Origin of the sequence: Neisseria sp. P0004.S004, assembly GCF_051963335.1 — a bacterium.
Lineage (GTDB): Bacteria > Pseudomonadota > Gammaproteobacteria > Burkholderiales > Neisseriaceae > Neisseria.
Map to the genome: position 1 here is coordinate 90,488 of NZ_JBQCUK010000002.1, position 25,238 is coordinate 115,725.

Annotated in this window: 25 protein-coding genes and 1 other RNA gene; 1 reads left to right on the forward strand and 25 read right to left on the reverse strand. The window is 51.5% G+C overall.

All coding sequences use genetic code 11. From position 1 onward, the window contains the following. Positions 1 to 157 precede the first annotated feature (157 nt). Positions 158 to 1,063 (forward strand): EamA family transporter RarD, encoded by a 906-nt coding sequence (gene rarD / locus ACTHRY_RS01855; protein WP_003749022.1) that lies wholly within the window; start codon positions 158 to 160, stop codon positions 1,061 to 1,063. An 89-nt stretch (positions 1,064 to 1,152) separates the two neighbouring features. On the opposite strand, the gene murU is transcribed toward rarD, so the two are convergent. The 25 genes from murU to ribD all read right to left on the reverse strand — a co-directional run bounded on the left by murU (position 1,153) and on the right by ribD (position 25,232). Next, the gene (gene murU / locus ACTHRY_RS01860; protein ID WP_049322622.1) at positions 1,153 to 1,848 is read right to left on the reverse strand and encodes an N-acetylmuramate alpha-1-phosphate uridylyltransferase MurU; all 696 of its coding nucleotides are present in this window, start codon (positions 1,846 to 1,848) and stop codon (positions 1,153 to 1,155) included. Between the two features lie 87 nt (positions 1,849 to 1,935). Further along, positions 1,936 to 2,436: a 4-hydroxyphenylacetate 3-monooxygenase, reductase component gene (gene hpaC, locus ACTHRY_RS01865; RefSeq protein WP_049322621.1), complete on the reverse strand. Its 501-nt coding sequence runs from the start codon at positions 2,434 to 2,436 to the stop codon at positions 1,936 to 1,938. 10 nt (positions 2,437 to 2,446) lie between these two features. Then, complete coding sequence (gene hpaR, locus ACTHRY_RS01870) at positions 2,447 to 2,884, reverse strand: homoprotocatechuate degradation operon regulator HpaR (RefSeq protein WP_003681518.1); 438 nt, start codon at positions 2,882 to 2,884, stop codon at positions 2,447 to 2,449. Between the two features lie 340 nt (positions 2,885 to 3,224). Then, a complete protein-coding gene (locus ACTHRY_RS01875) occupies positions 3,225 to 3,734 on the reverse strand; it encodes a protein disulfide oxidoreductase (protein WP_049322620.1) in 510 nt (169 codons plus the stop codon). Positions 3,735 to 3,823: 89 nt separating this feature from the next. Further along, complete coding sequence (gene rpsI, locus ACTHRY_RS01880) at positions 3,824 to 4,216, reverse strand: 30S ribosomal protein S9 (RefSeq protein ID WP_003681515.1); 393 nt, start codon at positions 4,214 to 4,216, stop codon at positions 3,824 to 3,826. Positions 4,217 to 4,228: 12 nt separating this feature from the next. Beyond that, on the reverse strand, positions 4,229 to 4,660 hold the full coding sequence (gene rplM, locus ACTHRY_RS01885; RefSeq protein WP_003684605.1) for a 50S ribosomal protein L13: 432 nt from the start codon (positions 4,658 to 4,660) through the stop codon (positions 4,229 to 4,231). 178 nt (positions 4,661 to 4,838) lie between these two features. Beyond that, positions 4,839 to 5,019: non-coding RNA, 6S RNA (gene ssrS, locus ACTHRY_RS01890), on the reverse strand. A gap of 7 nt (positions 5,020 to 5,026) precedes the next feature. After that, positions 5,027 to 5,329 carry a cell division protein ZapA gene (locus ACTHRY_RS01895; RefSeq protein ID WP_003681511.1) on the reverse strand — a complete coding sequence of 101 codons (303 nt, stop codon included), beginning with the start codon at positions 5,327 to 5,329 and terminating at the stop codon, positions 5,027 to 5,029. Positions 5,330 to 5,340: 11 nt separating this feature from the next. Next, on the reverse strand, positions 5,341 to 5,664 hold the full coding sequence (locus ACTHRY_RS01900; protein ID WP_036494022.1) for a hypothetical protein: 324 nt from the start codon (positions 5,662 to 5,664) through the stop codon (positions 5,341 to 5,343). 74 nt (positions 5,665 to 5,738) lie between these two features. Then, complete coding sequence (locus ACTHRY_RS01905; protein ID WP_049322619.1) at positions 5,739 to 6,728, reverse strand: NAD(P)H-dependent glycerol-3-phosphate dehydrogenase; 990 nt, start codon at positions 6,726 to 6,728, stop codon at positions 5,739 to 5,741. A 135-nt stretch (positions 6,729 to 6,863) separates the two neighbouring features. Further along, positions 6,864 to 9,023: a polysaccharide biosynthesis tyrosine autokinase gene (locus ACTHRY_RS01910; RefSeq protein WP_049359205.1), complete on the reverse strand. Its 2,160-nt coding sequence runs from the start codon at positions 9,021 to 9,023 to the stop codon at positions 6,864 to 6,866. Between the two features lie 26 nt (positions 9,024 to 9,049). Beyond that, positions 9,050 to 9,499, reverse strand: coding sequence for a low molecular weight protein-tyrosine-phosphatase (locus tag ACTHRY_RS01915; RefSeq protein ID WP_049322617.1), 450 nt, complete (start codon positions 9,497 to 9,499; stop codon positions 9,050 to 9,052). 169 nt (positions 9,500 to 9,668) lie between these two features. Next, complete coding sequence (locus ACTHRY_RS01920) at positions 9,669 to 10,796, reverse strand: polysaccharide export protein (RefSeq protein ID WP_440373990.1); 1,128 nt, start codon at positions 10,794 to 10,796, stop codon at positions 9,669 to 9,671. 43 nt (positions 10,797 to 10,839) lie between these two features. Next, positions 10,840 to 12,741, reverse strand: coding sequence for a polysaccharide biosynthesis protein (locus tag ACTHRY_RS01925; RefSeq protein ID WP_003749000.1), 1,902 nt, complete (start codon positions 12,739 to 12,741; stop codon positions 10,840 to 10,842). A gap of 111 nt (positions 12,742 to 12,852) precedes the next feature. Continuing rightward, on the reverse strand, positions 12,853 to 14,028 hold the full coding sequence (locus tag ACTHRY_RS01930; protein WP_049322615.1) for a DegT/DnrJ/EryC1/StrS family aminotransferase: 1,176 nt from the start codon (positions 14,026 to 14,028) through the stop codon (positions 12,853 to 12,855). Then, entirely contained in the window at positions 14,021 to 14,800 is a 780-nt protein-coding gene (locus ACTHRY_RS01935; RefSeq protein ID WP_049322614.1) for a methionyl-tRNA formyltransferase, read from the reverse strand. The genes ACTHRY_RS01930 and ACTHRY_RS01935 overlap by 8 nt, the downstream gene beginning before the upstream one ends. 13 nt (positions 14,801 to 14,813) lie before the next feature. Then, positions 14,814 to 15,506: an HAD family hydrolase gene (locus ACTHRY_RS01940; protein ID WP_036492784.1), complete on the reverse strand. Its 693-nt coding sequence runs from the start codon at positions 15,504 to 15,506 to the stop codon at positions 14,814 to 14,816. Further along, on the reverse strand, positions 15,499 to 16,473 hold the full coding sequence (locus ACTHRY_RS01945; RefSeq protein WP_049322613.1) for an ATP-grasp domain-containing protein: 975 nt from the start codon (positions 16,471 to 16,473) through the stop codon (positions 15,499 to 15,501). Before ACTHRY_RS01945 ends, ACTHRY_RS01940 begins: the two co-directional genes overlap by 8 nt. Further along, entirely contained in the window at positions 16,460 to 17,077 is a 618-nt protein-coding gene (locus ACTHRY_RS01950) for a sugar transferase (RefSeq protein ID WP_036492790.1), read from the reverse strand. Before ACTHRY_RS01950 ends, ACTHRY_RS01945 begins: the two co-directional genes overlap by 14 nt. Next, a complete protein-coding gene (locus ACTHRY_RS01955; RefSeq protein ID WP_049322612.1) occupies positions 17,070 to 18,242 on the reverse strand; it encodes a glycosyltransferase in 1,173 nt (390 codons plus the stop codon). Before ACTHRY_RS01955 ends, ACTHRY_RS01950 begins: the two co-directional genes overlap by 8 nt. 13 nt (positions 18,243 to 18,255) lie before the next feature. Next, entirely contained in the window at positions 18,256 to 19,326 is a 1,071-nt protein-coding gene (locus tag ACTHRY_RS01960; protein ID WP_049322611.1) for a glycosyltransferase family 4 protein, read from the reverse strand. Further along, entirely contained in the window at positions 19,323 to 20,633 is a 1,311-nt protein-coding gene (locus ACTHRY_RS01965; RefSeq protein WP_049322610.1) for an O-antigen ligase family protein, read from the reverse strand. Before ACTHRY_RS01965 ends, ACTHRY_RS01960 begins: the two co-directional genes overlap by 4 nt. Positions 20,634 to 20,675: 42 nt before the next feature. Beyond that, positions 20,676 to 22,103: an oligosaccharide flippase family protein gene (locus ACTHRY_RS01970; RefSeq protein ID WP_049322609.1), complete on the reverse strand. Its 1,428-nt coding sequence runs from the start codon at positions 22,101 to 22,103 to the stop codon at positions 20,676 to 20,678. 167 nt (positions 22,104 to 22,270) lie between these two features. Then, positions 22,271 to 23,578, reverse strand: a complete 1,308-nt coding sequence (locus ACTHRY_RS01975) for a nucleotide sugar dehydrogenase (protein WP_036492804.1) — start codon at positions 23,576 to 23,578, stop codon at positions 22,271 to 22,273. Positions 23,579 to 24,116: 538 nt separating this feature from the next. After that, entirely contained in the window at positions 24,117 to 25,232 is a 1,116-nt protein-coding gene (ribD, locus tag ACTHRY_RS01980; RefSeq protein WP_049322608.1) for a bifunctional diaminohydroxyphosphoribosylaminopyrimidine deaminase/5-amino-6-(5-phosphoribosylamino)uracil reductase RibD, read from the reverse strand. Positions 25,233 to 25,238 lie beyond the last annotated feature (6 nt).

A 25,238-nucleotide genomic window follows, 5' to 3' on the forward strand; every position in this document is an offset into this window, starting at 1 on the left:
GTAATGAAAGGCCGTCTGAAAACCTGAAGACAGGGTTTTCAGACGGCCTTTAATGAAATAGATGTTTGCGGTACAACTTCATTCAAAAAGATGAGTAATTTTTTCATCCGTTTTTTCTACAATATTAACTTTGATTGATTGCAAAAGGCCGTCTGAAATGACGAATTTATCCAAAGGTTTGCTGGCTGCGGTAGCGTCCAATTTGTTGTTTTCCATGCTATTTTTGTACGGCATGTGGATGAGGCCGATGACGGGGACGGAGGTGTTTGCCTGGCGCATGGTCGCCATGCTGTCGGCTTTGTGCGTGCTGATGACCATGGTCAACGGTTGGCAGGCGGCAATGCGTTTTGCTTATGGCGTCGGCCGGGATTGGAAACGGTGGCTGCTGATTGTATTGCCGACGCCGATATTTGCCAGCCAGTTGTGGCTGTTTGTCTGGGGGCCGGTCAATGGGGAAGGGGTAAACATTGCCATGGGTTATTTCCTGTTTCCTTTGGCGATGATGCTGGGCGGACGGATTTGGTTTAAAGAGCGTTTGAACCGGTTGCAGAGGGTGGCGGTAATCTTGGCGTGTGCAGGCGTGGCATGTGAATTGGTGCGGTCGGGCGCGTTTTCGTGGACGACTGTATGGGTGTTCGGTACTTATCCGTTTTATTATCTGCTGCGCCGCAAGCTGGGCGTGCCTTCCTTAATCGGGCTGACCTTTGATTTGATGATGATTACGCCGTTTGCGTTGGCGTATATTGTGCTGGCAACGGATACGCCGGCGATGATTGCGGCCAAACCGGTTTTAATCTTTTTTATTGTGTTGCTGGGTTTTAATAGTGCAATATCCATGCATTTGAATTTGAAGGCGAATCAATTGCTGCCGGTGGCAGTGTTCGGTATGTTGAGCTATTTGGAGCCTGTATTGCTTTTTATTGTGTCGATTGTGTGGCTGGGCGAGCCGGTACAAGGCGGCGCATTGATCGGCTACGGACTGATTTGGTCGGGATTGTGCGTGATGATTGCCAATGGCCTGTTGGGAATGAAGAAAGAAAAGAAATTGGCAAAATTTGATTGATGGATTGAGGCCGTCTGAAAATGATTTGATCAATGTTTTCAGACGGCCTTGAATATTAAAAGGGGCGTATCGGATACGTCCCTTTTGTTTTACCAGCTTTGGGCGATACGGTCGGCTTCTTGCAGGCGTTCGACTGTGCCGACGTCCAACCAAAGGCCGTTATGGTGTTCGCCACTGATTTGGTTTTGGCTCATGGCTTGACGCAACAGAGGGGCAAGCTTGGCAGCCTGGTGTGCCGGGGTGTCTTTGAAAAGCGCAGGATGATAAACGCCCACACCACTGAAAGTAAGGGCTTGGCCGTCTGCGGATGATGCAGATACCAGGCCGTCTGAAAGCAGGCCGAAGTCGCCTTCGGGATGATGGGGCGGATTGTCCACCAGCCACAAATGGGCGAGAAGGTTGTGTTCCTGCATACGCTGGGCAGCCAGTCGTGCAGCTTGGAAATCAATGTCGGTCAACACGTCGCCATTGACGACCAAAAACGGCTCGTTGCCCAAAAGCGGCAGGGCAGTGGCAATGCCGCCGGCGGTTTCCAGGCCTCCGGCGCGCTCGGGAGAATAGGCGATGCGCACGCCGTAGTCCGAACCGTCTTTTAAGGTGTCTTCGATTTGCTGGCCAAGCCAGGCATGGTTGATGACGATTTCAGTGAATCCGGCCTGCTGCAGGCGGCGCAAGTGCCAACCGATAAGTGGCGTGCCTGCTACTTCGAGTAAAGGTTTGGGCGTGTGGTCGGTCAGAGGGCGCATGCGCTCGCCGCGACCGGCGGCCAATATCATTGCTTTCATGGTTGTGCCTATAATGTGTGAAACAGAAAAAGTCTCAGGCCGTCTGAAAAAATGAAACAGATGTTTCAGACGGCCTGAGACCTTTATTTATGCCAAAGATTTGAATTGCCTACGGAAATACAGCAATGCCGGCGCTTGCGCGTCGGTATTGCGGATTTCGTTGATCTGAACGAAAAAGACGTAATGTGTGCCGATTTCGCGTTGATCGACAATACTGCCGTGTAGGTGCGCCAGCGCGCCTTCGACTTCGAGCTGTCCGGTTTGCCCTCTATGCCAAATATGGTATTCGAAGCGTTCTTCGGGCGAGAGGTCGGTCAGTCCGGCAAAGTGTTCGGCGACATCCTGCTGGCTGTCGTTGAGCGTGTTGATACACAAATCGCGGTTGCCCTGCAGGATGGGGATGATGGCGGATTGGCGGTTGATGCACAGCATGACTGTCGGCGGCTCGTCGGTAACGGCAGTGACGGCAGTCATGGTAATGCCATAGCGCCCTGCTTCACCGTCTGTCGTGATAACGTGTACACCGGCGGCACAGGAGGCCATGGCATCTCGGAAGGATCTCTTGAGTGTGTGTGTTGAATCTGTCATCCGGCTCGCTTTATTTTAATGCCTGTTCGATTTTTGCCAGCTCTGCCAAGAGTTCTTTGAGTTGTGCCATTTTTTCTTTGGAAAGGACTTTTTCAATTGCGTCATAGCGCTCGTCAACCAATGCGCCGGTGGACTCATAGAGTTTCTCGCCTTCGGGCGTCAGTTTCAGATAAACGCGGCGTTGGTCGTTGGAAGGCTTCAGGCGCACGGCCAAACCTGCTTTTTCCAAGCGGGTCAGAATGCCGGTCAGGCTGGGACGGAGGATGCAGGCCTGATTGGCCAAATCTTGAAAGTCGAGTGTGCCGTTTTCCGCTAAGAGCCGGATGATACGCCATTGCTGGTCAGTAATATTGGCTTGGTTCAGAATAGGGCGGAATTGGGTCATCAATGCTTCCCTTGCCTGAATCAGACCGATATTGATAGATGCATGTTTAGATTGGTTGGGCATTACTAAGTCTCCGGGGTTATCAAAAATCAAACCGTTGAAGCGTGAGGTAAATTAATAAAGGCGAATATTGCTGTTTTAAGGCTGCCGTCGGCAACCGGGTCTATGGGAACAAAAGCATCACGGCCACAATATTAGATGAAGATCTCTAACAGTTTGTTTTGATAATAATGTTTCCAATTGTTCTTATGGTTATATCTTAGTCTATTTTCTTTATAATCTCAACAAAATCATATGTTATCGGGAAAGAGATAGTTTATTTATTTATGAAATGGAATAGGGTAAATATATTCGGCGGAGATGATTCTTTGGATTTTCTATTTTTAGTGGATTTTCAATGAATTTAGCCGAAGATGTCTGCTAAGTAAATTCTGATTTTTAAGCCGATGTAGCTGGAAAGTCCGGATGTGTGATGAATCATTTTTCCATCTTTTAATATGATAATGGTTGGTGTGACGGCTATGTTCCATTTTTGAGCCATCAGGCCGTCTGAATCATTGAGGTTTGGAAAGGATAGATTGTTTTCTTGCATATGGCGGGCAATATCATGGTCGCTTCCGGAGCGCAAGGCTACGCCCAGAGTCGGAATATTGTCTTGATGCAGTTTTTCTATGGTCGGCGATGTGTATGAGCAAATACCGCACCAGCTACCCCAAAAGTAAACAACGGCAACACGGTTCTGGCTGAAGGATTGGAGGGAAGTGGTTTGTCCGTTGGTTAGCGTGAGGGTTTGCGCTGCTGATTGCAAGGGTTGGTCGGGTTTGCGTACCCAGTCGACAATCAAGGAGAGAAAGATGAAAATAATCACGGCCTGAAGCAATGATTTGGCGTAGTGGAGCAGGGTTTTCGTCATGTATTTGCCGTGAAAAAAGATTGAATGATTGTTTGATAAATGAAAAAAGCCTTGCAGAGCAAGGCTTTTGATTCGATTCTGAAAACGTATTAACGTTTGGAGAATTGTTTTGCACGACGTGCTTTGCGCAAACCTGGTTTTTTACGTTCAACTTCACGAGCATCGCGAGTAACGAAGCCTGCTTGAGACAGAGCTGGTTTCAGGGCTGCGTCGAAGTCGATCAGGGCGCGGGTGATGCCGTGACGGATAGCGCCGGATTGACCGGTTTCGCCGCCGCCGGTTACGTTAACTTTGATGTCGAAAGATTCGGCATTTTCAGTCAGAACCAGAGGTTGACGTACAACCATGCGGCTGGTTTCACGTGCGAAGAATTCGTCAACGGGACGGCCGTTTACGATGATTTGGCCGGTACCTTTAGTCAAGAATACACGAGCCACTGAACTTTTGCGGCGGCCTGTGCCGTAGTAGTATTTACCGTTCATGTCGTGTCCTTATTATTTCAGTTCCAAAACTTTAGGTTGTTGTGCAGCGTGGCCGTGTTCGGCACCGGCGTACACTTTCAGTTTTTTGATCATGGCGTAGCCCAGAGGACCTTTAGGCAACATGCCTTTTACGGCTTGTTCCAAAGCGCGGCCAGGGAATTGCTCTTGCATTTCGCGGAAAGTGCGCTCGTAGATGCCGCCTGGGAAACCAGAGTGACGGAAGTATTTTTTGTCTTCGAATTTAGCACCGGTCACGCGCAGTTTGTCTGCATTGATGACGATGATGTAGTCGCCGGTATCAACGTGAGGGGTGTATTCGGGTTTGTGTTTGCCGCGCAGACGGTGTGCGACTTCGGCTGCGACACGACCCAGAACTTTGTCTTCTGCGTCAATGACGAACCATTCGCGCTTCACCTCATGGGGTTTTGCAGAGAAGGTTTTCATGGTTGGAATCCAGATATATATAGAAAGTTATGGATTTTAAAGAGGAGATTGGTTTTTGTCAATCTTAATTGAGCGTGTTTGATGCATGAATATGCGGTTTTTTCAGACGGCCGGAAATCTTTACGAAAGTCTTTACTTAGAAAGGGGAAAGCCACACCTTTCGGTATGGCTTTTTTAGGGAATCCCCACGAGTGCCGTTTAGGCTGAATCCGCTTGAACCTTGCTGACAAGGCGGTCACCTCGGGTAGTTTCGGGTGCGTCCGGCAAACGGACGCTCGCGCCCACTACAACTCCCGGCAACCTAAAGCGAACGTATTGGTTCAAAGGAATATATGCCTTCGCGAACACCGCAGGGAAAAGGGGAAATTAGTTTTGCTCCAAGCGCGCCAGTGCTTTTTGGCACGCGTTGTTCATGTCGGTTATTTTACGCTCAAATTCACCGATTGCCAAATCGTCGTTGAGGGTGGTTTTCAAGAGGTCGTGTACGACGTTGAGGGCTGCCATGACGACGATTTTGTCCGTGCCGACGATGCGGCCGCTTTCTTTAATCGCATCGCTTTTCTTGTTGAGCATTTCAACGGCTTGCAGAAGGGTGGCTTTTTCTTCACTCGGTGTGTTGATGGTGAAGTTGACATTCATGATGTCGAGATTGACTTGTTCGATACTCACGGGGCGTCCTTTTATTGTTGTGTTTCTTGGGGCAATCGGGCAATGAGGCTGCGGATTTGGTCTGCACTTTGGGCCAGCGCGTTGCGGTAGTTTTCTTTTTCGGCAGTCAGGTTGTCAATTTTGCTTTGCAGGTCTTCTTTGAGTTTGCCGACTTGAACCAGCAAGGCTTCGCTGAGTTCGTCAATGGCCGCGTCGTGTTGGCGTTTTTGTTGCTCTTGCTCGAGTTTGAGTCTGTCGATTTCTTCGTTGAGACGGCGGTTTTCTGAAACCAGCGTTTCAAATTTTTGGACAAGTTGGTAAACGTTGATTTCCAGATTGTTCAGTGATTGGTTCATGTGTTTCCCTTCAGACGGCCTTATGGTCGTCATATTGTGCGTCAGGCCGTCTGAATGGCAGACGGCGCGACCATTTATTCGAAGCGCGCGCTTCGTTCCATCAGTCGTTCAACGACTTGCTGCGGGGTCATTTCTTTGCGGATGAGTTGCAGCAGGGTTTGAGTGATGGGCATATCGATTTGGTATTTGGCGGCGGTGTTGAAGACTTCTTCAATGGTGCTGACGCCTTCGGAAACGTGGCCGATTTCGACAAGCACTTGATGCAACTCTTTGCCTTCTGCGAGGCCGAGGCCGACGCGGCGGTTGCGCGAGAGTGCGCCGGTACAGGTCAGGATAAGGTCGCCGATGCCTGCCAAGCCCATCATGGTTTTGGGTTGCGCGCCCATGGCGATGGCAAGGCGTGTGATTTCGGCAAGGCCGCGTGTTACTAAGGCTGCACGTGCATTGAGACCGTATTCGAGGCCGTCTGAAAGGCCGGTGGCAATCGCCATGACGTTTTTAACGGCACCGCCCACAGCAACGCCGATGACGTCGGTGCTGCCGTATAGGCGCATTACGTTGGTGTTCAGTTGGGCGGTGGTTTCTTCCACCCAGTCTTTGTTTTCGGAAGCAAGAACGACGGCGCAAGGCAGTTGGGCTGCAAGTTCTTGGGCAAAGCTCGGGCCTGAGAGAACGCCGATTTTTTTATTGTTAGGCAGGACTTCTTTCAGTACTTGGAAAGTCAGGAGGCCGGTATCTTGTTCAAAACCTTTGCAGGCGGCGAGAACGGGAATGTCGGCGGCGTTATGTTGTTTGAGCAGCTCGGCGCTGCTTCTGAGGCCGGCTACGGAGGTAACGATCAGGGCAAGTTGGCTGTCTTTCAGCGCTTCGCCCAAATCGGCATAAACGGTCAGGGACTCAGGGAAAGGGAAGCCGGGCAGGCCGCGTTTGTTTTCGCGGTCTGCTTGCAGGGTGCGGATTTGGTCGGGATTGCGTGTCCAAAGGGCGACTTCATTGTTGTGGTGCGCAAAGTGCAACGCGAGAGCTGTACCCCACGAACCTGCGCCGATGACGGTAATTTTCATGTTTTTCTTCCATATGGGAACGGGGCTTACTTTAAAACAAACGGCTTTGGGGTGCAAGGGCGGCGTTTGTGAAAAACATTTTGTGCTGTTTAAAAAGCCTCAGGCCGTCTGAAAGTTCAGACGGCCTGCTTCGTTTTATGATTTATTGTTGCCGGAATGGTAGGCATCGTAGGCGTAGTAGTCGTAGCTGTTGTTGGCTTCGCGCTTCATGCCGTTGAGGACGACACCTTTGATGTTGATGTGGTTTTGTTTGAGGCGTTCGACGCTGGCCTCAAGCTCTCGTGCACGCGTGTGCGCATAACGGCTGATCATCAGGACGGTGCCGGCATGTTGGCCGATGATAACGGCGTCAGTAACGGCCAATACGGGCGGCGTGTCCAAGATGACGTAATCGTAGCGTTGGCGCGCGTGGGCAAGCAACTCGTTGAAGCGGTTGTCCATCAAAAGCTCGGACGGATTGCTGGGATAGCTGCCGCTGCTGATGAAGTGGAGGTTTTCAATGCCGGTCTCTTGTACGGCTTTGGCCGGAGCCGCTTTGCCGCTTAGGATGTCGGACAAGCCGAACTCGGGGGTAAGGCCGAAGAGTCGGTCAAGATAGCCTTTGCGCATATCGGTATCGATAAGCAGAACGCGTTTGCCCGATTGCGCCATTACGGCGGCGAGGTTGGCGGAGATAAAGGATTTACCTGCCTCAGGCGCGGCGCCGGTAATCATGAGGACGTTGTTGGGCGCGTCCAGCATAGAGAAGTAGATATTGGTACGCAGGGCGCGGATGGCTTCGACGGCCGTGTCGGTACGGTCTTCGCTAGCCAGCAGATAGTTGGAACGGCCGCCGGTTTTCTTGAATTTGTTTTTGAAGAAGTCGCGTTTTTGCTGGGTTTTGGAGTGCGGAACAAGAGCAACGACTTCTAAGTTGAGGTTTTCGATTTCTTCGGATGAAGTAATGCCGTTTTTCATGCGGTTGCGGATCATCAGCCACAAAGCGGTCAACGAGCCTGCGGCAAGTGCGCTCAGGAGCGTGATGACGGCTTTGCGCGGTGCAACCGGGTTTTCAGGGACGTAAGCATAATCGACGATGCGGACATTACCTTGCGCACTGGCTTTCATGATGTTGAGCTCTTGTTGTTTGCTCAACAGTTGGACGTAGGTTGCTTGGTTGGTTTCTACGTCGCGGGTCAGGCGGATGACTTCTTGTTGGGTATTGGGCAATTCGGCGATTTGTTGGTTGATTTTGTTTTTGGCGCGTTCGAGGACGGAGAGTTTGTCCAATACGGCTTTATAGGAAGGGTGTTCCGGTGTGTACAGCTCGGCCAAACCTGCTTCTTCGGTTTTAAGCAGGGTAATTTGGGTTTCGATGCCGGTCAGGCTTTCCAATGCGCCTTTAGACTCAAGCGGAATGTCGAGGGAGCCTGATTGTTGGCGGTAGGCATTGAGTTTGTTTTCAGCGTCCTGCAAGGTTTCTTTCAGGCGCGGCAATTCTTCGCTGATGAAAGCCAAGCCGCTGGATGCGACTTGGACGTCGCGTTCGCGGTTTTGCGCAACATAGTTGTCGGCAATGCTGTTGAGGATGACGCTAGTGCGTTTAGGGTCGGTGCCGGTAAAGGTAAGGTTGATGATGGGGCTGGTTTTACCTTTGCTGATGACCGCCAGTTTGCTTTGGATGTTTTCGATGGCGCTGATGCGTGAGAACTTGGTCAACGCAAACTCTTGGCCCGGATCGGCCAGGATTTGATCGATTTTGAGGATGGTTTGGTTGTTGATTTTCAGAGGCACGCCGACCTTGCCTTCGACGACGTGTTTGTCGGGAAGGGTGAGGGTATAGGCTTTGTTGTTTTTGACGGTCAGCGTGAAGGTTTTGTTGAACCATTCTTCTTGTACGGTAAAGTTGCCGACGGTCAGTTTGGGATCGGGGTTGCCGCTGAGATTGTGCATCAGGCTGCCGATAACAGGCGTGTATTTGGCTTTGACTTCTTGGTCGAGTTGGAGGTCGTCAACGGTTTTACCCAGCACCAGGCGTGATTGAACCAGCTCGACTTCTGCTTCAGACGGCGTGGTTTGGTTGTTGAAGATGCTGTTGATTTCGGTCAGGATTTGGTTTTGCCGCGTTTCAATTTCCAACATGGCGTCGGCGCGGTATTGCGGGGTGGATGCCAGGCTGAAGGCCGTGCCGAGTATGCCGCCTGCAAGCAGGGCGGCGAGGATTTTGTATTTGTGCATCCAAATGACGCGGAGCTGTTGGCCGAAGTCGATTTCGTCGTTGTCTGCGCTATAAGGTGTGTAGGTCGTTTTTTTCATTGCTTGCTTTCTTGTTCATGCCGGTTTTATACCGGTTGAGTTTTTCCGTTTAGTTTGGTTTTCCAAGTGTCTGCGGCAGCATTGAGCTGTTCGAAAACGGCTTCAAACATTTCGCTGCTTTGTTTGTATGGGTCAGGTACGGTTTTCTTCGGCAACCATTGGGCAAACAGCATGGTTTTGCTGCGTGCCGGCGGATGGATGTCGGCCACCATGTCGATTTGACTGGGCTCCATGACGAGAATCAAATCGGCCTGTTCGCACATTTGGGCGGTCAGTTGGCGTGCCGTATGGCCTGCAACGATAACGCCGTATTTGAGTGCGGTTTTGATGGCTTGGAAATCGGCATCCTTACCTGCCAGTGCTTTTATGCCGGCGCTGCTGATGCGGTGGCCGGGTAGTTTTTTCTGCATAATCCGCTCTGCGGTGGGGGAGCGGCAGATGTTGCCTAGGCAGACAATGAGTATGTTGTGGTACATGATATTGTTTCGGTTTATGGTCTGAAAAAAGCGTGAGTCAGACTATAAGGTACTGCTTTTCCGTTTGTGTGGTGTGTACGGCTTTTATATGCCGTTTATGTAATTTGGTCGGATTGTGCGTGATTTTGTATCCTGCTGTCAAACGGGGTCTGACAGCAGGAACCACTGCTTATTTAAACGTATTGTCGAGGGTGTTGACGTTGCTGATGGAGTTGGTAATTTGTGACATTACGCGGTTCCAACGGGTAACCGGGGCGGAGGTAACGTAAACGGTGTCTTCCGAACGCAGTTTGAATTCGCTGCCCATTGCGTAAGAGGTCGCATCTTTCAGGTTGAGCTGGTAGATGTGGATAGGTTTGGCCGCATCTTCAGGCACGCGGCGGATCACGAATACGCCGGTTGCATCCGCATAGGCTTGGTTCATACCTCCCACTTCGCCGAGCGCTTGGGTCAGGTTGAGGCCGTGGTTGCCGATCGGCAGGGTCGCTTGTTTGCCGACTTCACCCATGATGTAGATTTTGTTGTTGCTGCTGTTAGGAACGTAAACGATGTCGCCATGGCTGAGGAGGTGGTTTTGCGACATATCGCCGTATTGCAGCATGTTTTGCAGGGAGATGGTGCGGTCGACGCCGTTGTGCGTCCATTTGATGTGCTGGGTGTCGGCGCTTTGGGTAACGCCGCCGGCTTGGTTGATGGCATCCAAAATGGTCATCGGGATATTGGTAATCGGCAATTGGCCGGCTTGGTTGATGGCGCCGGAAACGGAAACGCGTTGCGAGCGGAACTCGGTAACGTTGATGGCGACTTGAGGGTTTTTGATGTAGCGTCTTAAAAGGTTGGTCAGGATGTTTTGCAATTCGTCCAAAGTTTTGCCTTTGGCTTGGATTTTGCCTGCCAACGGGTAAGTGATGTAACCGCCCTCATCCACCCAGGCGCCGCGGCTGACTTGGTTGGTTTGCGGGTTGCTTTGTTGGATAGGGGAGTTGAGGTCGGAATGCGCCCAAACCATGATGTTGAGGACGTCGCCGCTGCCGATGCGGTAGCGGTAAGCGCTTTTGCTTTGCTCCAAGCCTTGGTTGTCTTGGGAAAGTACGGGCGGCGTACGCATTTTTTCAATCAGGTTGGGCGTGATGGGGTAAACGGCAACACGGCTGTCGAGGTTGGTATCGGCGGCGGTGTCGTTGTCGGTGTAAACAATGGTTTTGGTTCGGGTTTTGATGGTCGAACCGGGAATGACTGTCGTGCTGTTACAGGCAGCCAGTGCAAATAGAGTAAGCAGGGAGAGCGTTTTTTTCATGTAGTAGTCCTTGCAGTATGGTGTCCGGGCCGTCTGAAAATGTTCAGACGGCCTTGTTGTTTTGTTGCCAAACCAAGTCGCAGATACCGTCTTTAGGTACGAAGCCTGTCGGTGCGCGCAACAGAAGCTGGCGCAGGCTGTTTTGGTCGCTTTGGAGACAAGCGGTTTGGAGTTCCGACAGTATGTCAGATAATTGCGTCCATGGAAGCATTACTTCACTGGCGGTCATAATCCGGGGATGAGTGGTTTTTTGCACCTCGTCGCCGATGAGCAGTTCTTCATAAAGTTTCTCGCCCGGGCGCAGGCCGGTAATCTTGATTTCGATGTCGCCGTGCGGGTGTTGCTCGTCTTTGACTTTGAGGCCGCTGAGGACAATCATTTGACGGGCAAGGTCGATGATTTTGACGGATTCGCCCATGTCGAGGACGAAAACGTCGCCGCCTTTACCCATTGCGCCGGCTTGGATAACCAGTTGCGCCGCTTCGGGAATGGTCATGAAGTAGCGGGTAATGTCTTGGTGGGTCAGGGTAATCGGGCCGCCTTCGGCAATTTGTTTTTCAAATACCGGGACAACGGAGCCGGACGAACCCAATACATTGCCGAAACGCACCATGCAGAAGCGTGTTTTTTGTTCCGGCTCGGCGGCAAGGGCTTGCAGGCAGAGTTCGGCCATGCGTTTGCTGGCGCCCATGGTGTTGGTCGGGCGGACGGCTTTGTCGGTGGAAATCAAAACAAAGGTGGAAACGCCAGCATCTACGGCAGCCTGTGCGCAGCAGAGTGTGCCGAACACGTTGTTTTGAATGCCTTCGATGGTGTTGAACTCGACCATAGGGACATGTTTGTAGGCTGCGGCATGATAGACGGTATCGACTTGGTAGGCCTTCATGACGCTGCTGAGGCGTTCTTTGTTTTGAACCGAACCCAAAAGCGGTACGACTTCGACTTGGCTGCCTTGCGCGGCTTGGGTTTCGCGCAATTCTTTGTCTATGCTGTACAGGGCGAATTCGGACAATTCAAACAACAGCAGTTTGGTCGGACGGCAGTTGAGAATTTGACGGCAAAGCTCGGAGCCGATAGAGCCGCCTGCGCCGGTCACCATCACGACTTTGTCGCTGATGTCGGCACTCATCAATTCAGGGCGCGGTGCCACAGGGGCGCGGCCGAGCAAATCGACCACGGAGATTTTTTTCAATGAGCTGACGCTGATTTTGCCGTCCACCAAATCTTTCATGCCCGGAATGGTCAGGACTTCGCATTTGTATGCTTCGAGGCGGCGGATGATGTCTTTGCGTTCTTCAGGCGTAGAACTTGGAATCGCCAGCAGAATTTTGCGAACGCCGTAGCGGCTGATCAGCATCGGGATTTCGTTGGGGTTGTAGACGGCAAGGTCATAGATGACGGTGCGTTGGATTTTCGGGTTGTCATCGACAAAGGCGATGGCCGAGTATTCGTTAACCTGTTTGATGGCTTCCAGCAATTGGCGGCCGGATTGGCCTGCGCCGTAGATGATGACGGGTGTCATCTGCTTGCGGTGGTGGTCGGTCAGAATCGCGCGCAGGATCATGCGCGAGCTGGTTACGCCGACCACCAAGACCAAGAAATAGACGATGGGCAGGGCAAGGTGCAGTTTTTGTTCAAAAACCAGGGTGGTCAGGCAGAACAAGACCGCTGAAATAATGCTGCCGAATGCGGCGGCGGTCAGGACGCGGACGCTGACGAAGCGCGTAACGGCGCGGTAGAGGCCAATACGGATGAAAAGGATGATGGTCAGCAACGCGGTGCTACCGAAAGCCAGCCAGTTGGCGATACTCAACCATTCGTCGGAGTATTGCACTTTAAGGCTTTGGGCAAACCAAAATGCCACGAAGATCATCAAGATATCGTGAATGACGAAGAAGGTTTTTTTTAGATTGCGCGGCAGAGCCAGCAGGGTTTCCAAGTTCATTTTATTTTTTACGTGTGTCTGAGTGTTGTAATGTGGCTTGGTACGGATTGTTTGAAGCAGGCTGTTTTGCTTTTTTCAGACGGCCTGAGGTTGCAGGCCGTCTGAAAATGATTATGCCGTGGCTTCAGTCAATACGGCTTCTATGTTTTTTTTGCAGAACGCAATTTCTTCATCGGTCAGTGTCGGATGCACCAAGAACATCAGGCTGGTGTCGCCCAGTTGGACAGCGTTTTTCAGCCGCTCTTTCGGACGCCAAGGCGTGTTGTCGAAGGCTTTTTCCAAATACACTTCGGAGCAGCTGCCTTGATAGCAGGGGACTTTGCGCGCGTTCAGTTCGCTGACGATGCGGTCGCGCGTCCAGCCTTCTTTCAGGTGTTCGGGTTTGACGAAGGCGTAGAACTTGTATTGTGCGTGTTCGATGTAGTCGGCCACTTCAACCAAACGGATGCTGGCGAATTTGCCCAAGCTTTCAGCCAGTTTGGCGGCGTTTTCTTGGCGGCGCGCCGTCCATCCGGGCATGCGTTTGAGCTGGATGCGACCGATGACCGCCTGCATTTCCAACATGCGCCAGTTGGTACCGAAGCTTTCGTGCAGCCAGCGGAAACCGGGTGCGTGTTCGCGGTGGTACACGGCATCGTAGCTTTTGCCGTGGTCTTTGTACGACCACATTTTGCTCCACAGCTCTTTGTCGTTGGTGGTGACCATGCCGCCTTCGCCGCCGGTGGTCATGATTTTGTCTTGGCAGAACGACCAAGCGCCGACGTGGCCGATAGAGCCGACGGATTTGCCTTTGTATTTCGCGCCGTGTGCTTGGGCGCAGTCTTCGATAACCCACAAGTTATGTTCTTTGGCCAAAGCCATGATGTCGTCCATTTCGGCAGGCATGCCGGCAAGGTGAACCACGATGATGGCTTTAGTGTTTGGTGTCAGCGCGGCTTTGATGGTTTCGGCGCTGATGTTTTGGCTGTTTAAATCGATATCGGCGAAAACCGGATTGGCGCCGGCGGTTACGATGCAGGACGCGGAAGCCAAGAAGGTGCGCGAAGTGACAATCACATCATCGCCTTGGCCGATGCCCATTGCTTTGAGGGCTACGTCCAAAGCCAACGTACCGTTGGAAAGGGCGACGGCGTATTGCGTGCCGACAAAGGCAGCAAATTCTTTTTCAAATTCGCGACATTCCGTACCTGTCCAGTAGTTGACTTTGTTGGACAGCAGGACTTTGGAAACGGCATCGGCTTCTTCTTGAGTAAAGCTTGGCCATGGGGAGAGTGATGTATTAAGCATTTGTTTTTCCTGCAAAAAGACTGGTTGAGCCTTTGGGGGCGATTTCTTCCAGCAGTTGGCGGTTGATCAGGGTGTATTTCTGACCGTTGATTTCGACGTATGCGCCGTCGTAAGGAGGGAACCAGAAGGCGCGGATTTTCTTCTCGATATTGTCGCCGTCGAGGATTTGCTTCATGGCTTCCATTTCGTCGCGGCTGACGTAGCGGCCGCCGATGTTGGGCGTGGTCGGCAATTTGGTTTTCGACTCGATGGCGCGGGCGATGATGCGTTGTGCGAACGGTTCCAGCGCCTGCATGGTTTTGCGTTCGAGCGATTGGGCGGTTTCTGTTTCGGCATCGATGGGGAAGCGGTCCACTTCGATGATTTCGCCGGTGTCGATGGAGGCATCGACGTAGTGGGCGGTGTTGCCCCATTCGTTCAGCTCATCCATGATGGCCAGGTTGTAGCCGCCTGTGCCTTTGTATTCAGGCAACAGCGCAGGGTGGAAGTTGATCGTGCCCAAAGTCGGAATGCTCAGGAATTCATCACGCAGCTTGCGCCAGTAAAGGACGGACAAGCCCAAATCGTATTTCAGACGGCCTTCACGCATTGCTTCCAAAGCCGTATCGAAGGTGTACAGGGGCAGGCCCAATTCCTGCGCGGCAGCCGTGGTCGGCGAGCCTTGCAGATGGCTGTCGGTCAAAACGCCGACGATTTCGATATGGTCTTGTTTGGTCAAAAAACGAAGCAGGTTGGCGGAAACCTGTTTACGACCCATAAATAAGATTTTCATGGAGAAATGTCCCTTATGCATTTGCTTTTTCGGTGGCGGAAGTTGTCAGTGTAGTCAATTCTTCCAGGGTGTTTATCCAAAGGGTGGGCTGGTATTCACGGCCGTATTGCTCGGGCTCGGCTTGATGAATATTGTGCGGCTTAGGCATGATGCCTATGGAGAGCCAACCCAGTTTGTTGGGTGCGACAAAATCTTTTTTGATGTTGTCGCCGATGTAAATAAAACGTTTTGCGGCCGGATATTTGTTTTGCAGGAAGACAAAACGCTTATCGTCGGGTTTTTCCGATTGCATGGCTTCCGAAATCAAAATGTCGTCAAACAAATCGGTCAGGCCCAAGGCCTGTATTTTCAACCGCTGTGTCAGGCTGCGGCCGTCTGTAATCAGGGCGCGTGCGGCAAAAGGGCGCATCAGCTTCCGTAAAAAAGACGGTTCGACATAGGGTCGGATGGCAGGCCGATGCAGTCGATATTGCCACAAGAGTGATTGTTTCTCTGATTCGTTTAATTTGCAATGATGACACAAATTGTCGAGCCAGTCTTTACTTTTATTGTCGGCAATTTCATATAGTACGCCGGCATTGTATTGCGGATAAAGCGACGTAATCATCTCTACAACTGCCCGTATTCCGGAGCATTTGTAGTCATGTTCGGAGTAAAGCGTATCGTCAAGGTCAAAAACGATGACGGATTCTTCCGGCTTAATCATGTTCTCTTACCAAAACCTTAGCATCATAACGAAGCATGATTAAATTGTTTTCCCAGTCGTCGGAGAAGGGAATGTCTTGGCCGCCGATGTATTCTTGAATCAGCCAGCCCGGATAGTTGCCGCCTGCGGCGTAGGTCAGTGGGAAACCGCCGCCGAAACGCGGGTTGATTTCCACGCCGTAGGTCGTATTGTCGGTTTTGCTGACGAAGAACTGCGCGGTAATGCAGCCGCGTGCGCCTTCCAATACGGCCATTTTTTCAACCAGCTCTTCATACAGGGCATTGCGCCGGGTCGCGCCTTTGCTGACTTCGCCGGTGCGCACTTCCAAACGTTCGCGAGGAATGGCGCATTTCAGACGGCCTTGACGGTCGTAATACATATCGACGGTAAACTCGGAAAAAGCATTTTCAATATCGATGTATTGGGCGAACATCATTTTCGGATCTTCGGCAATGTCGGCGGTCAGATCGGCCGGTGTGTTGATTTTTTTCGCACCGATGGCGCGGCTGCCGTCGTAAGGCTTGGCAAAACACGGGAAGGCCAGGCTGTCCCGTTCGTAAATTTCAGGCGAACGGATGCCGTATTGTGCAAACAGGCCTGCGGTCAGGCGCTTGTCGCGACACAGGGTAATCAGTTTGGCGTCGGAAATGACGATGTGTATTCCTTCGGCTTCAAAACGGTCGCGTGCTTCGGCCAGCTTGAGCAGTTCGGTATCGATGGTCGGCACAATCAGGCCGATGTTGTGTTGTTTGGCCAGTTCGAAAATGCTGTCGATGTATTCGGCTGCGTCGATGCGCGGTACGCTGAAAGCGCGGTCGGCGACATGACAGGCTGAAGACATGTGGGGATTGAGGTCAGTGGCAAATACGCCGATGCCGTCTGAAAAACGTGCGGCTTCGGTTTGGAAGTCCTGCACCAATTCGACGCGGCGGCCTGCCGACAGAATCAGTATGTTATTTTTTTTCATCAGTTTTATTACCCGTGAAATAAGGCATAGTGGCTTCTCCTTCGGCTGAGATGCCTTCTTTGACGAAGACTTTTTTAACCGTCAGGAACAAAATTTTAATATCCAGCCAGAAGCTGAAGTGGTCGATGTACCAAACATCGTGGGCGAACTTTTCGTCCCATGAAATAGCGTTGCGGCCATTGACTTGCGCCCAACCGGTCACGCCCGGTTTCATTTCGTGGCGGCGGTTTTGGAAGTCGTTGTACAACGGCAGGTAGTGCATCAGCAGCGGACGAGGGCCAACCAGACTCATCTCGCCTTTTAAGACATTCCATAATTCAGGAAGTTCGTCCAAGCTGGTAGCACGTAATTTTTTGCCGAAATCGGTCAGGCGTTCGCTGTCCGGGAGGGGGTTGCCGTCTTTATCGATTGCATCACGCATGGAGCGGAATTTAATCATTTTGAACGGCTTGCCATCCTTGCCCGGCCGCTCTTGGATGAAGAACACGGGCGAGCCTAAGTTTTTGCGGATGAGGTACACCAAAATCAAAAACACAGGCGACAGGATAATCAGCCCTGAGGCGGAGGCAACAATGTCAAACAGGCGTTTGAAAAATTTATTCATGAGCTAATCTTTCAATCAGGTTGACGATTTTTTGATAGGCAACGTCGCGCTTGAAGCGGCGGACGATTTCTTCGGACTGAACAGGATCGTCTTTGCGCTTCAACATATCTTTGGCGGCTTTAACGAAGCTTTCCACATCGCCAGAACGGTAGTTCGCATGCGGCAGCAGGGTGAGGACTTCGGCAACTTCGTCGTTGACCTGGCTGTTCAGAATCGGTTTTTGCAAAGCCATATAGTCGGACAGTTTGTTGGTAATCGACTGCATGGCGTAAGAGTGGATGGCGTTGACGGAGATGTCGCAGCCCTTGGCGACAGACATCATTTCGGCGTAAGGAATGTAGCCGTAAAACTTGATGCCGTCGCAGGCGTATTGTTTGAGCCTGTCCAAATCGGGGCCACCGCCCATGATGTGCAATTCGACATTTTCGCCGGCATCTAACAGCTTGCGAACGCCTTTGCACACGGTTTCCACGTCATAGCTGTAACTGAGCGTGCCCAAGTAGAAGAAGCGGGTTTTGTCGTCGCCGAAATTTTTGGCAGGCGCGGCATCGAGTTTCGGAAAATCCGCGCCGATATAGACGACTTCGCCGGGTACATTCGGATTGGCTTCTTTGGCGCGGTCGAGATAAGTCTGCGATACGGCGACCAGCGCGTCGGCGTAGCGGTAGGCTTGGTTGGCGCGTGAAGCAAAGGGCAGCAGGTTGTGCGGTACTTTTTTCAAAAACGGTACGACCGAAGAGAAGGACTCTGGCCATACGTCCTGCACATCGACAATCAGCTTGTAGCCCAAACGCGCTTTGTGTTTGCCCAAGAGCAGGTTGGTAGCAATCAGCGGATAGGCGGAAAAGACGACGTCTTGTTCTCCCGGACGGCAGTTTTCCAACCATTTTTCAAAATGTTTGACGAAGCGGTGATGGCTGGTCACGCGCCCTAAAGACACGTTTTTGCTGTATCCGCTTTCTTCCAACAACATCACTTTCAGACGGCCTTGTGAGGCGGCCTTTGCATCTTCGGGCCGTCTGAAAGATTTGTCGTAGTGTTTGAAATTGCTGGTAATCAGCAACACGTCATGCGACTGCGACAACAGCTCGGCAAGATACCAGAAGCGGTTGAAATGCGGCTCGGACGGCAGCGAGCAATAAGGGGCGACGATGGTAATGTTCATGTTTCAGACGGCCTTACATTTTGTACGCAGCCATGGTGGTGCGGTAGATTTCGTCGTCGGAGCATAAAGTTTCGACATGTTTGTGCAGGGCTTTGCCCATTTGACCGCGCAACTCTGGATGTTTGATGAGTGTATCGACGGCTTCGATAAACGCTTCGTCATCGCCGAAAGGAATGCAGTAGCCGGTTTGGCCGGTGATGACCATTTCGGAAATGCCCGCCATGTTGTAGGTCACGACAGGTGTGTCGTAAAGGCCGGCTTCCAAAATATTGTTGCCGACGCCTGCACCGTGGTCGCCCACGCAATGCGGCGTGTTCACCAAAATATCGACTTCTTTGAAGTAGCCGGTCAAGTCGCGGACGCCGCCGAGGAAAGTAACCTTGTCTTCGATGCCCAAACGTTTGGCTTGGGCTTTGAGGTTGTCCATTTCTTCGCCGATGCCTGCAACGTTAAGGCGTACAGGCATACCGCGGTCAACCATTTTCTTGAGAATGTCCAACATCAGATGCACGGCGCGGACGGTGTCCAAACGGGAAAGCGTGCCCAGTTGGACATAGTCTTTGACTGTTTTTTCAGGAACGTAATCCGCTTTGTGCAGGGCGTTGTAAGTGTAGGTGATGCGGTTGGCAGGGAAACCGTAACGGATGAGTTTTTCGCGTTCGTGTTTGCAGTTGCCGATGATGTACACGCCCAGCTTGTCGAAAAGCTTGGCAATTTTCGGATAAGTTTCCGGATCAAGGCCGCGCGCATGGTAGAACACTTTGGTTTTCGGCGAGGCAAACTTGGCCGCAATGGCGCAGGCCGGAACGATACGCGCCATTTGGCAGTGAATCACATCAGGTTTCTCTTTTTTCAGCAGTTTCATGTAGGCAAACATGCCTTTGATGTAACCCAAAAGCCCGCCTTGATAAAAATCAATCGGCTGCCAACGGATGCCCAATGCTTGCGCTTCCTGAATCAAAGGGCCGTCTGAAGAGGCCAATACGATATCGTGTCCGCGTTGTTTGAGCAGGCGGCCGAGGCGAAAAGTGGCGTTTTCAGTGCCACCGAGGCCGGACATGGAGGTAGTCAGGATGATTTTCATGATGGTTTCTTCGTATCGTATAGTGTTTCGTTGTATGCGTAAGCGGCCATATCTTTCAGCTTGGGCGCGACAAATACGCTGTAAATAAAAATCAGCAGGCAGGGCAGCCAGATAAACGGCATACGCAAAATAGTGGACGGAATAAAACCGGCCAGCAGGAAAATGCCTAAGGCAACCCAAGCCAAAACGCGTGATTTGCCGGTTACTGCTCGGTTTGAGGCGGTATAGAGGAAATAACACGCCACAAAGGCAATAAAGCCGAGCAGGGAAATCATGCCGAAACCCAGATACAGCTCGATGATGAAGCTGTGCGGGTTTTCAAAGCCCAAGCTGCCGCTCAAATGGCCGCCGAAATATTCGCGGAAGTTTTTAGGGCCGTAGCCGGTCAGCAGCAGGGGCGGGTTGTTCCAGAAGTAGTTGTAAATCTCCTGACGGTAGGACACGGAGTTGTCGCTGCCCAAGTCGTACAGGAAGAGGTACACGCGGCTGGAAAAGCGTTCCAAAAACTGGTTGCCGTTGAGTGAGAGCAAAAATTCCGCAATTGCGCGAGACGGAATCATCGACAACACCAACGCCAGCAAACCTGCTACGCCGACCGTAATAAAACCGTTTTTGCGATAGGCCGTATAAACCAGCAAAATTAACAGGTAACAGCCGATGGCGGTACGCGATACGCTGGCGAAAATGGCCATGCCCAACAGCAGGAACAAGCCCCAGCCCAGCAGTTTTTCTTTGTGTTTCCGTCCTTGGAGTTGGAAGAAAAACAAAATGGCAGGCGCAAGGCAGACTGCGGTGGCGGCAAGGTTGTTCGGGTTAAAGAACAAGCCCTTGAGCGAGCCTTCGTCAATAGCCAACTCATCGCTGGCACTCACAAACTGAATACCGGTGGCCAGCTCTGCAAACGGCGGCACGGCGATAAACAGCGTAAATACGACGAGGAACTTCTGAATTGTCCTCAAAGGGTCGTCGGCGCGCTTCAATACTTGGTAAAACAAGTAGAAGAAAGCCGGAACCGCCATAAAAAACAAAATATCCATGTACTGCGTCGGCGTCAGCGATGTAATGCCCATGTGGATGGCAGGCCAGATGCACATGGCAGTCAGGGCGCAGAGCATAGCGAAAATCTTGCGCGGAATATGCTTGCTTTCCAGAAAAAATACGACAAAACCAAGCAGTACAAATATCAGGGTCAAGGGGTTGTCGATACGCGGCACGCCGACCTTGAAGGACAGCGCGGGCCCCAGCATATAGGCTGCGAGCATGATGTATAGGATGTAAGTGTATAAGTTCAGACGTTTTATTTTCATAGTCGTGCTGTTGTTATCGTAGAGACGTGAATCTCAGGTTGGCTATTTTGCCGAACGGTTTAATTTGGCTTTGATTTTTTCGGTCGCGGCAAATAATGCGTGTTTGTATTTTAGGAACAGGAAACCCAGTCCGACTGCCCATGCCAGCGCAAACCAAATATAGTTGTCGCGCGTACCCAGCCAAGTGTAGGCAAGGCAGATTATCAGGCAGAGCGTTGAGTTGGTATAAATCTTCAGGCGCGGCAAAGGTTGCCACAGGCGTGAAGAGAATTCGGTTTTCAAGATGAAAAACAGCCAAAAAGCCGTTGCGCTGGCCATAGCCGCACCTTTTGCACCGAATTTCGGCACCAGCAGATAGAGCAGGGCGGTATTGGCGATAAAGGCAACGATGTTGATGGCGGTAATCAGCCAAGTCGAGCGGACGACGTTCAAACCGATGCCGCTGACTTCGGTCAGCGTGTAAAACAGGGGGAAGAGCATACACGAGAGCAGGATAAATTGAACCTGCGTGTATTTTTCCGGCAGTATCCAGGTCGCCATCGGCGAGAAAATCCCGATAAGGCAAATCATTGCGCTGATGAGGACGGTCATGGAAAGCGTGATGTCGCCGATTTTGTCCAGATTGGTTTTTTCTTCCACCCATTTGAACACCAAAGGCGCCCAAATGGTGGAGAACACGCTTTGGAAAATCAAGGCGACGGCGCCAAAGCTGACTGCCATCGAATAAATACCCAACTCGTCCAAGCCCGAGATATTCTTGAGGACAAAGCGGTCAATCGACGTCAAACCCCAATAGGCCAAGTTGCCGAATGCCAGCGGCAGGCCGTAGCGCAGGCCGTCCCGATGCAGCTCAGGCGACCATTTCGCATGGGAAACGGCTTGCAGGTCTCGGCGCAGTTGATAGATCAACAGCGCAACGGTCAGCACTTGGGCGGCGGTATAGGCAAAAACCAGCGAAGTGGTATTGGCGGGCAAGCCGGAAGCAATCACGGCAAAAACCAACACCAAAATCAAAAATTTCGGCGCAAGCTGGCTGAGTGAAAAAGCCAGTGCCTGCTCTTTCATCCGCAAAATCAAGGCTAAAAAACGGATAATCAGCGTGGTGGCCAAGAAAATCAGGAAGAGAATTCCCAAATTCGCACTGGGGATGTCGAAAATGATTTCAGACGGCCATGATGCGTTTATCAGCAACACTAAAACCACAACCGCCACCGTCAGAATTAATGGCGATAAAAAAACGGATTTGAACAGCGCGGCCTTGTCTTTAACGGCGTAATAGTCGCGAATATAGGATTGGTCCAAACCCAGGCCCAGCAACAGGATGCTCAATCCGGCAATGGTCTGCAAGAGTACAATACGGCCGATGTCTTCCGCAGGGAAGTACCATGAGATGAGCGGCAGGGAAAGCAGGCCGAAAGCGGCGCTTCCTATCGGGCCCAATGCGTAGCCGAGGATTTTTTTCGCGTTCATATTATTTGTTTTCAGACGGCCGGAAGTTCGAGCTGAGCGTTTTTCGTAAGAGATGCGTTGTCACCGTTGCCGGTTTCCCAAGGCCGTCTGAAAAACAAATGGCCTTGGGAAACCGGCCGCCGTCCCGGTGGGGAAACCGGAGGCAGCCGGATGCGTCTGAAGCAAGATTATGCTTTGATGACTTTAGGATTTTTCACTGGGAATTTGCCGCGCGTATCGACAATCAGCTTGGCATGTTCGGTTATCATGTCATAGTCGAATTTGTCGTGATCGGTGGTCAGAACCACGCAGTCGTATTGGGCGACAGTTTCAGGGGTCAGCGCTTCACTCTTCAGGTCGAAGTAGTGGTGGCCTGGGATGTGTGGGAACTCTGGAACGTGCGGGTCGGAGTAGGAAACCACTGCGCCCAGTTTGTGCAGGCGGTCCATCACTTCCACAGACGGGCTTTCACGCATATCGTCCACGTTTTTCTTATAGGCGATACCCAAAACCAAGATTTTGCTGTCTTTGATGGAACGGTTGTGGTCGTTCAAAGCCAGGCCGACTTTTTCGATAACATAGTCGGGCATGTGGGAGTTCACTTCGCCTGCCAGCTCGATGAAGCGGGTGTTTACGCCGTATTCGCGGGCTTTCCAAGTCAGGTAGAACGGGTCGATAGGGATACAGTGGCCGCCCAAGCCGGGGCCCGGGTAATAAGCAACGAAGCCGAACGGTTTGGTTGCGGCGGCATTGATGACTTCGTGAATGTCGATGCCCATTTTATCGGCAACGATTTTCATCTCGTTCACCAAGCCGATGTTTACGGCGCGGTGGATGTTTTCCAAAAGTTTGGTCAGCTCGGCCGCTTTGGTGGAGCTTACCGGAACAACTTTATCGATGGCGGGTTGGTACAGTGCCAGGCCGACTTCCAAACAAGCAGGGGTATGGCCGCCAATGACTTTGGGGATGGTACGGGTTTCGAAGTTAGGGTTACCCGGGTCTTCGCGCTCAGGAGAGTAAACCAAGAACACGTCTTGACCGACTTTCAAGCCGCCTTCTTCCATGCGCGGCAGCAATTCTTCTTCGGTAGTGCCGGGGTAGGTGGTGGATTCCAAGGACAGCACTTGACCGGCGCGCAGGTAAGGTTTGACCGCGTCGGTAGTGTCGATCACAAAGCTCATGTCCGGTTCGCGGTATTTGTTCAGCGGAGTCGGTACGCACAAAATCACGGCTTCTACTTCGCCGATGCGGGAGAAGTCGGTGGTGGCTTCAAACAGGCTGTTTGAAGCGGCGGCAATTTTGTCGGAAGGAATATGCTCGATGTAGCTTTCGCCTTTGTTGAGCTTGTCGACTTTGGTTTTGTCGATGTCGAAACCCAAAACTTGGTAACCGATGTCCACATAGCGCAGCATCAGTGGTAAACCGACGTAGCCTAAACCGACGATGCCGATTTTTGCGGTCTTATCGGCAAATTTTTGTATCGTAATGTTTTTCATGATGTCTTTCGTGTAATGAATGAGTAAATCGGGAGTGTTTGCCCGATGCCTGAGTTGTTTGCTGCTGCCGTATCGTGTGAAGCCTCAAAACCGTACTTATAATCCCAGCAGACGAAATCATAAGCATTTATCAGATTCGTCTCAATCAAAAAAGTTTAACGGTCGTTCAGACGGCCTCTGAGGTATGGAAACGGTATTTTTGAATATTTAATTTTAAAAGGTTTTATGCAACCACATGTTTTAATTTTGGATATTTTTCTGTCAAATGCTTGGTTTATGAAATCAAGCTGTCGGTTATGTCGTTTAAAACCCTTCTAGAATAAAAACTTTTAATAAATTTTCTCGGCTTAACTTATTTTAAAAGTTTATTATTTCGTGAAGAAAAAAAGAATTTTGTTGACAATCAGGTTAATTATAATGAGCCTAAGTCAAAGTTTTAAATTGAAATACGCTATAGTCATTATAATAGATTGATGAATAAATCACATTTATTGCTGTATAAACAATAGAATAACTCTATTGAAAATAATTAAATTATTTATGACAAGCAATCAGACGGATTTTTCCGTAGAACCCATTTGATGTCCTGCCCGATGATTTCTACCGATTGACTGTGCCAAGGGCCGTCTGAAAGTAGGGCGGCCGGATTTTCAGGGAGGGAGAAAAGAGGTTTGCCTGCGCCTAACAGTTTCGGCGCTTGGTAGAGGACGATTTCATCCACCAAGTCATCCTTCAGGAAGGCTGAGGCAAGTGTTGAGCCGGCTTCTACCAGAACTTCGCCAAAGCCAAGCTCTGCCAGTTGCGGCATGAGGGAAGGAAGATTGATGCGGCCGTTGATGTGTTCAGACGGCCTGATGATGCGGATATGTTCAAATTTACCCAGCGCCTGCAAACGTTGTTCGTCTGAGGAAAGGGTAACGATAACGGTCGGGCTGTCGGTATCGGTCACGAGGTGGCAGTCCAAAGGGATTTGCAGCCGGCTGTCTAAGACGATGCGCGCAGGTTGGCGCAAGGTGGGGAAGCTGCGGACGTTGAGTTTCGGGTTGTCGGCAAGTACGGTACCGATACCGGTCAAAACGGCGCAACTTTCGGCGCGGAGAATCTGTACGTCTTCGCGCGCCGCTTCGCCGGTAATCCAAAAGCTGCGGCCGTCTAAAAGGGCGGTTTTGCCGTCCAAACTGGCGGCGCATTTGAGGCGGATAAACGGTCTGCCGCGTTCGATACGCGACAGAAAGCCACGGTTGAGCTCGCGCGCCTGCGCTTCCAGCAAACCGCTTTCGGTACGGATTCCGGCGGCTTCCAGCATGGACAAACCTTTGCCTGCGACCAACGGGTTAGGGTCGGTCATGGCGGCGACCACGCGTGCTACGCCGGAATGAATCAGCGCTTCGGCGCATGGCGGTGTACGGCCGTAATGGCTGCAAGGCTCCAGCGTGACATAGGCTGTTGCGCCTTTTGCCGCCGCTCCGGCTTGCCTCAATGCGTGAACTTCGGCGTGCGGCTCGCCTGCTTTGACGTGGAAACCTTGTCCGACGATTTGGGCGCCGTGTGCAATCACGCAACCGACGCGGGGATTGGGGGAAGTAGAAAACCGCCCAAGCTTGGCCAGCTCGAGGGCGGTTTGCATCATTTGGGTATCAAGTGCGGAAAACATGGTTTC